This window comes from Bacillus cereus group sp. Bc031 (genome assembly GCF_027716265.1).
GTDB classification, from domain to species: domain Bacteria; phylum Bacillota; class Bacilli; order Bacillales; family Bacillaceae_G; genus Bacillus_A; species Bacillus_A paranthracis.
Genome location: NZ_JAQFUL010000024.1, coordinates 19,403 through 32,216 on the forward strand (window position 1 = coordinate 19,403; position 12,814 = coordinate 32,216).

Genomic DNA, 12,814 nt, shown 5'->3' on the forward strand with positions numbered 1-12,814 from the left:
TTTTGTTATTTGTTATTTTACTGACGTCCCCGTAAATTTAAGTGAGCTTCTTCATAATTATAATAGTTGTAATAAAAAATGTTTTTTCGTTTTGGGTGTTATAAAACCGTTAAATCGATAGCATATGGCGGCGCTCCTAACTGGGTAGTATAATTATTTATATGGATAACTAAGACAATCAAACGGATCTTAGTTGAAGAATAAGCCACAATAAAAGGCTGTTTAATATATTAAATAGTTTATGTTCTTTTATTTTTAAAATTTAATAGCTAAGAAGAATATAAGAATTATAGGAGGGGGAAAATTGAGATTTTTTACGATATTTGCATCAAGGAATGATACAAGTGATATAGAAGGCTTCATTACTCAAGTTTTTCAAAATGGTTTCAAGGTTGAACGCAATAAAAATGAATATACGATTCAATCGAAAAGGCTATTTGGCAAAAATAAAATTATTATTCGGGTGGATTCTGAAGAATCATCTCCTAATTATTTTTCCAATAATATTCCTGGAATGATGCACATGTACAATCAAATCGAATTTCAAGAAGAACATCTTAAGAAGATGGTTTTGGCACAGATTTCTGTAATTAATACCATAATCGCTATAGAGACGAAGAAGGATTATAGTGATGAATACGTGGAGCTGTTTCTTAAATTACTTAATGAGGTGAATGGTATTGGTTTTATCCCTGATCGAACTCTAATCGGGAAGGATGGAAAAGTAATCGTATTTCCGGATGGATCCTCTGGTCCTTCAGAATTTACTCCTCAAGCATGTACGAACAAAGTAAGGGGACAGAGTAGTGCTTCTACCGATGGGGAGAAAAGAAAACAGAAATCTATAAGCTACCTGCAAGATAAAGGGATTCCATATATCGAAGGATTGCCTCAATTGCCTCCTTTGACAAGCATTCAGTTAAGAAGTCGAGAAGAGATTGCGAAGAGAGCAGTAGCTTTGCTGATTGTTATACAATATGCTTGTGATGTTGCTCAAGAAGGTGATTTGAAAACTTCCAAAGAGTTCGTCATGGAGCTGCTGAATCAATTTGATGTGGTTGAATCATTAACGATGCAGGAAAGGAATTTTCTAAATTCAGAGCAACCTGAAGAGAAAGAAGCGATACAGATTGCATGGCAGTATGAAGCTCAATGGGTTTTGCTTTGGTCAATAGGTCTCGTGAATACACTGGAATTTCCAAAAGAAATCTGTGACTGTCATTATGCAATTAAACTGGTTTCTGATTGCAGTTCTTTTAACGAATTTTTCGGAAAAACAAAATTGCGAAATGCAGAAGAGATTTTGGACGAGGCTGACCTCGTTTATCGGCTTCATTGGGCTTGTGTACATGATAGAATGAATGCGAGAGAATCAACTGCAGGTATGCAGGAAAGTATTGTTATTGAAAGAAGAAGGGGCTTGTTTTGGCTAATCAATTATAAAAATGAAGAGTGGGATTGCATCTCTATGGATACATAATTTATATTCTTTGTTCAGTAGAACTTTTGTATTTTATATAATAAAATTATTGCTTTATTCGTTCAATCTCTTACAGAAAAACGAACGGAAATTCCGTAAGTATGAGAAAAACAGTCTTTGATATCCTAGGCCTCATATACAACTTTTCTATGTTAAATAACTTGATTCTATCGTACATTTTTGAATGGGCTTATTATCGTTATTGCAGAAAATGCATGAATTAAATGATAATCGATTTACATGTTTCACGCGTAACTATATTGAGTTAATAAATCTACACGATAATGTTTCATTTCATAAAGTAAGTGTAGTTGAAGTTCAGTTAGATAAAATTCGGTAGTCGAATTTTTTTGCATAAAGCTGTATAATGCTTGTAACGAAAAGGAAATACAGGAAAGGATTTGTATTGAGTTACTATGGATAAAGATAAACAACAATTAAGTGTTGAAGTTGCAAGATTATATTATCAATCAGATTATAGTCAGCAAGAAATTGCTAACAAATTAAATATTTCAAGACCGACAATTTCTAGACTATTAAAGTACGCGAAAGAAAAAGGATTTGTTCAAATTAGTATAGCCGATCCATTCGCTGATTTAGATAATGTCGGCAATTTACTGAAAGAAAAATATAACTTGTTAGAAGCACATGTTGTATTTTCCCCAGTGCCAGAATATGCAACGATTACAGAGTATATAAGTAAATATGCAGCTGAGTATATGGAAAAGACGGTTAAAAACGGTGATATCGTTGGTGTAAGCTGGGGAATGACGATGTATGAAATCGCTAGAAAAATCGTACCACAACATGTAAAAGGTGTAGAAGTTGTCCAGCTAAAAGGTGGTATTAGCCATTCGAGTGTAAATACATATGCAAATGAAACCATTGCATTATTTGCAGATGCTTTTCAAACGACGCCAAGAAATCTACCTCTTCCAGTTATATTTGATAATGCAGTGACAAAAGAATTAGTAGAGCAGGATCGACATATTCATCACATTATCGAAATGGGGAAACAAGCGAATATTGCAATTTTCACTGTAGGAACAGTGCGAGACGAAGCGCTATTATTCCGATTAGGTTATTTCGATAAGGATGAAACGAGTTTACTCAAAAAACAATCGGTCGGTGACATTTGTTCACGTTTCTTTGATGGAGACGGAAATATTAGTAGTGAAGAAATTAATAAGCGAACCATCGGAATTGAGTTAGAAGAACTAAAATTAAAGAAACGCTCTATTTTAGTTGCAGGTGGTAATAGAAAAATAAAAGCAATTGATGGTGCGTTACGTGGCGGATATGCAAATGTATTAATTATCGATCAGCATACGGCGAAAGAATTGTTACATTATCAAAAAGAAGATTAGAAATAAAAGGCTTTCTCAAGATATTCATTTTGAGAAAGCCTTTTATTTTGTTATGTATGAATTATGGGATTATTTTTGAATACAAATTGCCTTTTTTAAAATAATTATGGATATTGAGATACATACTACCATTGTTAATATAAAAAATTTGAATTTATATATGAAGTATTTCTTAGTTAGAATGCGCTTTATTTACTAGAAGGAAATTCCTTTTTAAAAAGAATGAACAAAATTCCAAAAGTATATTTACATTTGTTCAACTAAGAGTTAGAATGAAGTTGTTAAAAGATATGAGGAGTGAAGATAATGAATATTGCAAAGTTAATTGACCATACAATTTTAAAAGCTAATGCTACAAAAGAAGATGTTATGAAAGTAATCGAAGAAGCAAAGGAATATAAATTCGCTTCTGTTTGTATTAACCCAACATGGGTAAAGCTAGCTGCTGAAGAACTAGCTGGACATGATGTAGATGTTTGTACTGTAATCGGTTTCCCATTAGGAGCAAGCACGACTGAAACAAAAGCATTTGAAACAAAAGATGCTATCGCAAAAGGTGCAACTGAAGTTGACATGGTAATCAACGTAGGCGCTTTAAAAGATGGCGACGACGAACTTGTTGAAAAAGACATTTATGAAGTAGTACAAGCAGCAAAAGGAAAAGCTCTTGTAAAAGTAATCATTGAAACTTGTCTATTAACAGATGAAGAGAAAGTACGCGCTTGTGAATTATCAGTAAAAGCTGGTGCTGATTTCGTAAAAACTTCAACTGGATTCTCAACTGGCGGAGCAACTGCTGAAGATATCGCATTAATGCGTAAAACAGTAGGACCAAACGTTGGTGTAAAAGCATCTGGTGGTGTTCGTACACGTGAAGATGCAGACAAAATGGTAGCTGCTGGAGCTTCTCGTATTGGAGCAAGTGCTAGTGTTGCAATCGTATTAAATGATGCAAAAGGTGCTACAGATAACTACTAATCATTAGTGAAGTCAAGGGCAATAGATACACAAAGTAAAGTGTATCTATTGCTTTAACAATTGAAAGAAATGTAAGCGGATACGAACGCGGGAGGAGACGGCTTATGAAATACTTAATCGGTGTTTTTGGCCTCGTATTGATTTTAGGTATCGCTTGGCTTGTTAGTAATGATAGAAAGAAAGTCAAATATCGTCCAATCATAACGATGGTTATATTACAATTCATTTTGGGGTTTCTATTATTAAATACAAGTGTAGGGAATATATTAATTAGCGGAATAGCAGATGGTTTTGGAGAGCTATTAAAATATGCCGCTGACGGTGTAAATTTCGTATTTGGTGGATTAGTAAATCAAAAAGAGTTTTCATTCTTTTTAAGTGTATTAATGCCAATTGTATTTATTTCAGCTTTAATCGGTATTTTGCAGCACATTAAAGTGTTACCTATTATTGTGAAATCTATCGGTCTAGCATTAAGTAAAGTAAATGGAATGGGGAAACTAGAATCATATAATGCTGTTGCTTCCGCGATTTTAGGGCAATCTGAAGTGTTTATTTCAGTTAAGAAACAATTAGGATTATTGCCAGAGAAAAGAATGTACACATTATGTGCATCTGCAATGTCTACCGTTTCCATGTCTATCGTTGGATCGTATATGGTGTTATTAAAACCGCAATATGTTGTAACCGCTTTAGTGCTTAACTTATTCGGGGGCTTTATTATTGCTTCTATTATTAATCCTTATGAAGTTACTGATGAAGAAGATATGTTAGAAGTACAAGAAGAAGAAAAAAGACTTTCTTTGAAGTATTAGGGGAATACATTATTGATGGATTTAAAGTTGCGATTACAGTAGCAGCTATGTTAATTGGTTTCGTTGCTCTTATCGCATTCATTAATGCAGTATTTAAAGGTGTAATCGGTATTTCATTCCAAGAAATTCTCGGTTATGCATTTGCACCATTTGCATTTATTATGGGTGTACCTTGGCATGAAGCAGTTAATGCCGGAAATATTATGGCAACAAAATTAGTATCAAATGAATTTGTCGCTATGACAGATTTAGCACAAGGAAACTTTAATTTCTCAGATAGAACGACAGCGATTATATCTGTATTCTTAGTTTCATTTGCAAACTTCTCTTCAATTGGAATTATTGCAGGGGCAGTTAAGAGCTTAAATGAAAAGCAAGGGAATGTAGTCGCAAGATTTGGTTTGAAATTACTTTTCGGTGCAACATTAGTAAGCTTCTTATCAGCAACAATCGTAGGCTTATTATTTTAATAGATTCATATCATATAAAAAGGAATGGTGATTGTAATGAGAATGGTAGATATTATTGCGAAAAAACGTGACGGCAAAGAATTAACAACTGAAGAAATCAAATTCTTTATTAATGGTTATACAGACGGAAGTATACCTGATTATCAAGTAAGTGCACTTGCAATGGCAATCTTCTTTAAAGATATGACAGATCGCGAACGTGCAGATTTAACGATGGCAATGGTGGAGTCTGGAGAAACAATCGACTTATCTGCAATTGAAGGAATTAAAGTAGACAAACATTCAACTGGTGGTGTTGGTGATACAACAACATTAGTATTAGGGCCATTAGTAGCTGCTTTAGATGTACCAGTAGCAAAAATGTCTGGTCGTGGTTTAGGACATACGGGCGGAACAATTGATAAATTAGAAGCAGTAGAAGGATTCCACGTTGAAATTACGAAAGAGCAGTTCATTGATATTGTAAACCGTGACAAAGTAGCTGTTATCGGACAAACAGGAAACTTAACACCTGCAGATAAAAAGATTTATGCATTACGCGATGTAACAGGAACTGTTAACTCAATTCCTCTAATTGCAAGTTCAATTATGAGTAAAAAAATTGCAGCTGGAGCTGACGCAATCGTACTTGATGTAAAAACAGGTGCTGGCGCGTTTATGAAAACAGAAGAAGATGCAAAAGAATTAGCACATGCAATGGTACGTATCGGAAATAATGTAGGACGTCAAACAATGGCTGTTATTTCTGATATGTCACAACCACTTGGATTTGCGATTGGTAATGCTCTAGAAGTGAAAGAAGCAATTGATACATTAAAAGGTGAAGGTCCAGAAGATTTAACAGAATTAGTACTCGTATTAGGAAGTCAGATGGTTGTACTTGCGAAAAAAGCTAATACATTAGAAGAAGCGCGTGAAATGTTAATTGAAGTGATGAAGAACGGAAAAGCAACTGAGAAGTTTAAAGAGTTCTTAAGCAATCAAGGTGGAGATAGCTCGATTGTAGACAATCCAGAAAAAATGCCACAAGCGAAATATGTAATTGATGTACCTGCTAAAACTTCAGGTGTTATTTCTAACATTGTTGCTGATGAAATCGGTATCGCAGCTATGCTACTTGGTGCTGGTCGTGCAACAAAAGAAGATGAAATCGATTTAGCAGTAGGATTAATGTTACGTAAAAAAGTTGGAGATGCAGTAAAAGAAGGCGAGCCATTCGTAACGATTTATGCAAATCGCGAAAATGTAGAAGATGTAAAAGCGAAAATTTATGAGAACATTTCTATCGCTGAAACAGCAGTGGCTCCTAAATTAGTTCATACAGTTATTACTGACTAATCATAATTACACTTACTTTGAGGGGGAAATAATATGGATAAGAAAAAATATATTGAAGAAGCAAATAAGATGTTAGAGAAAGCATATATTCCGTATTCAAAATTTCCTGTTGGGGCAGCATTAGTTACGAAAGAAGGTAAAATTTATACTGGTTGTAATATAGAAAATGCTTCTTATGGTTTATGTAACTGTGCAGAAAGAACAGCAATCTTTAAAGCAGTATCAGAAGGTGAGCGCGACTTTAGTTACTTAGTTATTACAGGAGAAACGGACGGACCAAATTCACCATGTGGTGCTTGTAGACAAGTAATTGCTGAATTCTGTGATCCGAAAATGCCTGTATTACTAACGAATGTAAAAGGCGATGAAAAAGAAGTGACTGTTGAGCAGTTACTACCTGGTGCTTTTACAAATGACGATTTAAAATAAGTTAAAAGCCATTTTGCAATATTAATTGCAAAATGGCTTTTTTGTTTGAAAATTGAATGTAATATTTTGTTCATATTCCATTCATAAACTTTGTGTAAAATGATTGCAGCGAATATGGAAAGTTTACAGCAGGAGGGATATAATGAAGAAATTCTATAATGGTGCTTGTAGTTACTTATTAATTTATGATTTTGCTCAAAAAGTCATTTAAATAGATAGGAGTGGAAAGTATGATAGCACTTTTATCAAGTATTGTAGCAGTCTGTATGGCTGTTGGTGTCATGTTTCTTCGCTTTAAAGCAGCGAAAAAACCGGTAACGAAAAAGAAAATTATATTGCCCCCATTTTTTATGAGTACTGGTGCTATGATGTACTTCTTACCAGCGTTTCGGTTAACGTCATTAGAAATAGTAGAAGCAATTACTGTAGGACTTATTTTCTCTATATTCCTTATTAAAACAACGAAGTTTGAAATAAAAAATGAACAAATATATATGAAACCGTCAAAAGCATTTATATTTATTTTAGTTGGATTATTAGCAGTGCGAGTAGTAATGAAATCGTATTTAAGTCAATCGATTGACTTAGCAGAGTTAAGTGGAATGTTTTTTTTACTCGCTTTTGCAATGATTGTATCGTGGAGAATTGCTATGTATCGCTCGTATGCTAAATTAGAAAAAACAATAAAAAGAGCTGGAATTTCTAAATAGGAAATCCAGCTCTTTTTATGTTTTATTGAAATTCTTTTGCGCGGAACTCATTTGCTTAATTTTAAACGTATTTGAGCATCTTGTAATGCGGCTGGTGTTTTTGATCAACAATTTTTGTGTTTAATAAAATGGAATCTAAGCTTCCACGAAATGTTTGTGTATAGTTTTGACGTAGCATTTGTTGTTCTTGTTTTTCATCAACTGTTAATCCATTTGCTTTTTCTTTTTTTGATAATTCGTTAATACGGAATAAAATGTTTTTCATTTGTTTCACCTCTAGTTTAATTTAAATACATTAGTTGCTTACTAATGTATAGTTATTGTAACGTGTAATTTTAATTATGTCAACACCATCAAAAAAGGTTAAAAATTGACGAAAAATTGTAACAATAATAAAATGAATTGATTAGATAATTATTTTTTAATCATACATAGAACGCTAGGGGGATTATTATGAAATCAACATTTTTTGCTCAAAATAGAGAACGATTAGTAAACACATTACCAGATGAATCGATTACAATTTTATTTGCTGGTCAAGCACCTCATATGTCAGCGGATGCACATTATAAGTTTGTGCCGAATCGGAATTTTTATTATGTAACAGGAATCGATGAACCAAATGTTATTTTTATGCTGAAAAAGTTTGGGAATTGTGTAGAAGAGACACTTTTCATTGAAAAATCAGATCCAGTAATGGAAAAATGGGTCGGTAAAACAGTTTCTAAAGAAGAAGCAGAGAAAATTTCTGGTATAAAGAAAGTTGTATATTTAGATAGTTTTGAGAAGACAATGTCAAATATACTCTTCACAGAAAATGTGAAGCATCTATATTTAGATTTAGAGCGTCGTGAGTGGAATGGTACAGAGACAAAAACGCTAGCATTTGCTAAACATGTAAGAGAACAATATCCACACGTAACAATTGGTAATGTATATCCGAATATTTGTGAATTGCGAGTGTTTAAAACAGAAGAAGAAATTGAAATTATGAAAGAAGCGATTGCTGTAACGAAAGACGGTATTTACAATGTACTTAAGCATGCAAAAGCAGACATAATGGAATATGAATTAGAAGCTCAGTTTGATTTCACACTGAAGTCATCTGGCATTAAGCATCATGCGTTCAATACAATTTTGGCAAGTGGGAAAAATGCTACAGTTCTTCATTATGAAGATAATGATGCGCAAATTCAAAATGGTGATTTAGTATTACTAGATTTAGGCGCTCAAAAAGACTACTATAACGCTGATATTAGTTATACATTCCCGGCAAATGGAACATTCTCTAGTCGCCAAAAACAAATTTATAATATTGTATTAAAAGCATTAAAAGAAACAACAGAGATTATTAAGCCAGGCTTAAAGTTCGCTGCATTAAATGAGCATGCTAAAAAAGTACTTGCAGAAGGGTGTAAAGCGGTTGGTTTAATTCAAGAAGATGAAGAGTTATCAAAATATTATTATCATGGTGTCAGCCATTTCCTTGGTTTAGATACGCATGATGTAGGGACATACAAAGATAGAGTATTAGAAGAAGGTATGGTTATTACAATTGAACCTGGTCTTTATATTGAAGAAGAATCAATTGGCATTCGTATTGAAGATGATATTCTTGTAACGAAAGACGGACATGAAAACTTGTCAAAAGATATCATTAGAGAAGTTGAAGAGATTGAAGCGTTTATGAGTGTAAATAATGAACATGTCAAAGGAAAACAAGCTGTAGTTAAATAATAAGAAAGTCATCGCTAATTTATTTGAACTTTATCTCGAATCGTGGACAATTAAAAAATCCATGATTCGGGATAGGGTTCTTTTTATCTTCGAAATACTAATCTTTAATTATTAATCCTAATAAAGTCGCAAACTGAACAGCTTGATATGTAGATACTTTACATCCCCTTAAATCGCTCACTGAAACTGTCAGAGTATTAAAATTAGAAGAACTAATATCGATCCCCTTCAGTGATGTCTGGTCAAAATTAGCTTCGTCAAGGCTACATAATTGGAATTCAACTTTTTTTAGTTTACAGTCAAAAAAATCTGCACTATTTAATGAAGTTTCATTAAATACAATCTTTTCTAGTTTAGAATTTCCAAATGCAGCTAAGTTCAAAATAGAATTCTCAAATTTAACATTTCCTAAGCTAGATTCTGCAAAATTAACCCCGATTAATTTACTGTTTTTAAATTCGACTCTGTGAACAGAAGAATTGCTTAAATTAACATTTGATAAATCACAGTTTTCAAAACAAACATCTGTAATATCAATATTGCTAAAGTCTGTATTCGTGAACTTACAATTCTTTATCACAGCATCATATAATCGTACTCTATCCACAGATTCATTTTCGAAAGTGGAATCGATAATTTCACACATTTCTAGTGTAGGATCTTCTTCATAAAAAATATCTTGAAAATTTTTTGAAGATAACTCTGGTGAAATTTTGGGTCTATCAATTTTCATGGTATATCAATCCTCTTCTATTTGATATATAAGTGTAATTTAGGTTTAGTGAATCCTCGAAAGGAACATTAGTTCTTATTATACACAATCATACGTTTTTTTGTGAAGGGGATTTTGGTTACCTTTTTCTAATTTAATAATCACAGTGTTATTGTTTCTTAAGAAATAAAGCCCTAATAAATAGGAGAACTGCTAATACATTCGTTACAGAGAAATCCTCTTGCATACCTAAAAGTATCGCTTCTTCTAAGGTTTCTGATTTAATAATTTTGTTTTAAGTGTTAGTGCATATGTTGTTTATACTCGTGTGAAGTTGAAGGAGTAAAATCGGGGAATGTTATGAATACCGAAACAATAATTACAACACTAATTGAAAGCAATAACAAAAAGCATCGGTGGATCACAGTAGAAAACCTTTCTGATAAAATTTGAATTATAAATGACATAGTAATCGTTATAGTAAATAAAAGGCTGATAAACAGTATACTATGAGCTTGTTGCGCATTTAGCATTTCTGTAATCATTGCTCCCATCATACTTGCCATTACCCCAGAGAACATTCCTTCTAAAGCAGTATATAGATGAAAACGTAGACCAACTAAAAAGCCGATACAACCACTAATTAAAATCGCAAGCAAAGTAGAATATAGCAATTCTCCTTTAAATAGAATACCTAAATAAAAACCTATACTTAAACCGATACTCATACTAAAAGACATAATAAATACCATATACTCCATTAGGGTACCACTACGTTTCGAAATATATGATGTAATAATAATTGAGATACAGCAAAGCATTAAGGCAGTTAATGTATAAGCAAACATCATGATACCTCCCTGTCCTATCATTCACTTCATCATATGTTCATATAGAGAGTACTTATGCTTATTTATATCTGCATATTATCTGCACAATTTCATAAATGAAAGCAAGGTGGCGTTTGATTTTTTTACGTGTGAACATGTGAAAGAAAGTGTTATATAATGAGTTTCTATTGTGAAGCAATAAAGAATAAGCGTATAATATTATAGTTATCCCATTACTTGGGACAACCCGCGAATGATAAATAAGATTGTTGTTTTATCATCGCTTCTAAACAGATAGACAATGAAAGTAACAGTGGAATACAGATAGGGAGTTATAAAATGAAATTAATTATTGCCGAGAAACCAGATCAAGGTTTGGCTCTTGTTTCACAATTTAAATATCGCCGGAAAGATGGATATTTAGAAGTAGAAGCGAATGAGTTATTTCCAAATGGAGCGTACTGTACATGGGCAATTGGTCATTTGACGCAGTTATGTAATCCAGAACATTATCACGCAGAGTGGAAAAAATGGTCACTTGATACGTTACCGATGATTCCAGAGCGTTTTCAATTTGAAGTAACAAAGTCGAAGTATAAGCAATTTAACGTTGTGAAACAGCTGTTACATAATCCACAGGTAACAGAAATTATTCACGCGGGCGATGCTGGGCGTGAAGGGGAATTGATTGTACGAAATATTATTAACCTTTGCAACGTGCAAAAGCCAATGAAGCGTCTTTGGATTTCCTCTTTAACGAAGCAAGCTATTTACCAAGGATTTAAAAACTTGCTTGATGAATCAGACACGATTAATACGTATTACGAAGCATACACAAGATCTTGTGCTGACTGGGTTGTTGGTATGAATGCATCGCGTGTGTTTAGTATTTTGCTAAAGAAAAAAGGAATGAATGATGTATTTTCAGCTGGTCGTGTACAAACACCGACACTCGCGTTAATCGTAAAGCGTGAAAAGGAAATAGAAAACTTTAAGTCAGAGCCGTTCTGGGAAGTGTTCGCAACCTTTAATATAGAAGGAAAGAAGTATGAGGGGAAATGGGAGAAGGATAGTGAATCCCGCTTAAAAGACCCTGATATGGCGAATAAAATTGCGGCATTTTGCCAAGGTAAAACGGCAGTAGTGAAGGAAATGAAAACGGAGCGTAAAGAATTTCAGCCGCCGCTTTTATTTAACTTATCATCACTGCAAGCAACGGCAAATAAAGCCTTTAAGTTTTCACCGAAAAAGACGCTTGATATAACGCAAGCACTATATCAAAAAGGGATTGTTTCTTATCCTCGTTCGGATTCCAACTATGTTACACAAGGTGAAGCGGCAACATTCCCTGATATTTTACAGAAGTTAAGTCAGTTTGATGAATATAAAGGTTTATTACCAGCTCCGGTTGAATCGATTATGAATAATAAGCGTTATGTGAATGAAAAGAAAGTAACAGATCACTACGCCATTATTCCGACAGAGCAAGTTACAAACCCAAGCAGATTATCAGGTGATGAAAAGAAAATTTACGATATGATCGTAAGAAGGCTTATTGCAGCTCATTATGAAGTTGCAATCTTTGACTATACAACAATTGTAACGCTTGTAGATGAACGTGCTGAATTCATTTCAAAAGGAAAACAGCAAATTCAAGAAGGATGGCGTAAAGTTATTTTCCAAGACGATAAAGATGACGAAACCATTCTTCCAATTGTAGCTGAAGGTGAAGAAGGAAAAGTTGTAAAGGTGAAAGTGAAAGAGGGAAAAACACAACCACCGAAGCGTTATACAGAAGGACAACTTATTACGTTAATGAAAACAGCTGGTAAGTATTTAGAGAATGAAGAGCTGGAGAAAGTATTAAAGAAAACAGAAGGTTTAGGGACGTTATCTACAAAAAATATATGTGCATAAATTAATAGTGTTGGAGATCACCTCTCAAATC

The 12,814-nt window shown here is 33.5% G+C and carries 9 protein-coding genes and 3 pseudogenes; 9 read left to right on the forward strand and 3 right to left on the reverse strand.

Translation table 11 applies throughout. The features are described from left to right. Positions 1-304: 304 nt before the first annotated feature. The 7 genes and pseudogenes from PDQ33_RS11750 to PDQ33_RS11780 all read left to right on the forward strand — a co-directional run bounded on the left by PDQ33_RS11750 (position 305) and on the right by PDQ33_RS11780 (position 7,587). Positions 305-1,480 carry a DUF4272 domain-containing protein gene (locus PDQ33_RS11750; RefSeq protein WP_061131154.1) on the forward strand — a complete coding sequence of 392 codons (1,176 nt, stop codon included), beginning with the start codon at positions 305-307 and terminating at the stop codon, positions 1,478-1,480. A 416-nt stretch (positions 1,481-1,896) separates the two neighbouring features. Then, on the forward strand, positions 1,897-2,847 hold the full coding sequence (locus PDQ33_RS11755; RefSeq protein ID WP_000356563.1) for a sugar-binding transcriptional regulator: 951 nt from the start codon (positions 1,897-1,899) through the stop codon (positions 2,845-2,847). A gap of 306 nt (positions 2,848-3,153) precedes the next feature. After that, positions 3,154-3,825 (forward strand): deoxyribose-phosphate aldolase, encoded by a 672-nt coding sequence (gene deoC, locus PDQ33_RS11760; protein WP_001017431.1) that lies wholly within the window; start codon positions 3,154-3,156, stop codon positions 3,823-3,825. A gap of 104 nt (positions 3,826-3,929) precedes the next feature. Then, positions 3,930-5,110 (forward strand): annotated as a pseudogene (locus tag PDQ33_RS11765) (NupC/NupG family nucleoside CNT transporter). Positions 5,111-5,146: 36 nt separating this feature from the next. Further along, a complete protein-coding gene (locus PDQ33_RS11770) occupies positions 5,147-6,448 on the forward strand; it encodes a pyrimidine-nucleoside phosphorylase (RefSeq protein WP_001983022.1) in 1,302 nt (433 codons plus the stop codon). 33 nt (positions 6,449-6,481) lie between these two features. Beyond that, positions 6,482-6,877: a cytidine deaminase gene (locus PDQ33_RS11775; RefSeq protein WP_270393992.1), complete on the forward strand. Its 396-nt coding sequence runs from the start codon at positions 6,482-6,484 to the stop codon at positions 6,875-6,877. Between the two features lie 230 nt (positions 6,878-7,107). Continuing rightward, on the forward strand, positions 7,108-7,587 hold the full coding sequence (locus PDQ33_RS11780) for a CcdC family protein (protein ID WP_270755739.1): 480 nt from the start codon (positions 7,108-7,110) through the stop codon (positions 7,585-7,587). Positions 7,588-7,634: 47 nt separating this feature from the next. Here PDQ33_RS11780 and PDQ33_RS11785 read toward each other — a convergent pair. Next, a pseudogene (locus PDQ33_RS11785) lies at positions 7,635-7,852 on the reverse strand (DUF896 domain-containing protein). Positions 7,853-8,040: 188 nt separating this feature from the next. On the opposite strand from PDQ33_RS11785, the gene PDQ33_RS11790 reads away from it, so the two are divergent. Continuing rightward, positions 8,041-9,324: an aminopeptidase P family protein gene (locus PDQ33_RS11790; protein ID WP_061131157.1), complete on the forward strand. Its 1,284-nt coding sequence runs from the start codon at positions 8,041-8,043 to the stop codon at positions 9,322-9,324. A gap of 97 nt (positions 9,325-9,421) precedes the next feature. Here the strand turns inward: PDQ33_RS11790 and PDQ33_RS11795 are convergent, their stop codons facing one another. Next, on the reverse strand, positions 9,422-10,057 hold the full coding sequence (locus PDQ33_RS11795; protein ID WP_000687263.1) for a pentapeptide repeat-containing protein: 636 nt from the start codon (positions 10,055-10,057) through the stop codon (positions 9,422-9,424). 281 nt (positions 10,058-10,338) lie between these two features. Further along, complete coding sequence (locus PDQ33_RS11800; RefSeq protein ID WP_000458505.1) at positions 10,339-10,884, reverse strand: hypothetical protein; 546 nt, start codon at positions 10,882-10,884, stop codon at positions 10,339-10,341. 321 nt (positions 10,885-11,205) lie between these two features. Here PDQ33_RS11800 and topB point away from each other — a divergent pair. Next, a pseudogene (gene topB / locus PDQ33_RS11805) lies at positions 11,206-12,768 on the forward strand (DNA topoisomerase III); the annotation flags it as partial. Between the last annotated feature and the right edge of the window lie 46 nt (positions 12,769-12,814).

What these genes read in the sequence shown, in the direction of transcription:
- PDQ33_RS11755 (WP_000356563.1), top strand. Translation starts at nt 1,897, where the DNA reads ATGGATAAAGATAAACAACAATTAAGTGTTGAAGTTGCAAGATTATAT.
- deoC (WP_001017431.1), top strand. Translation starts at nt 3,154, where the DNA reads ATGAATATTGCAAAGTTAATTGACCATACAATTTTAAAAGCTAATGCT.
- PDQ33_RS11770 (WP_001983022.1), top strand. Translation starts at nt 5,147, where the DNA reads ATGAGAATGGTAGATATTATTGCGAAAAAACGTGACGGCAAAGAATTA.
- PDQ33_RS11775 (WP_270393992.1), top strand. Translation starts at nt 6,482, where the DNA reads ATGGATAAGAAAAAATATATTGAAGAAGCAAATAAGATGTTAGAGAAA.
- PDQ33_RS11780 (WP_270755739.1), top strand. Translation starts at nt 7,108, where the DNA reads ATGATAGCACTTTTATCAAGTATTGTAGCAGTCTGTATGGCTGTTGGT.
- PDQ33_RS11790 (WP_061131157.1), top strand. Translation starts at nt 8,041, where the DNA reads ATGAAATCAACATTTTTTGCTCAAAATAGAGAACGATTAGTAAACACA.
- PDQ33_RS11795 (WP_000687263.1), bottom strand. Translation starts at nt 10,057, where the DNA reads ATGAAAATTGATAGACCCAAAATTTCACCAGAGTTATCTTCAAAAAAT.
- PDQ33_RS11800 (WP_000458505.1), bottom strand. Translation starts at nt 10,884, where the DNA reads ATGTTTGCTTATACATTAACTGCCTTAATGCTTTGCTGTATCTCAATT.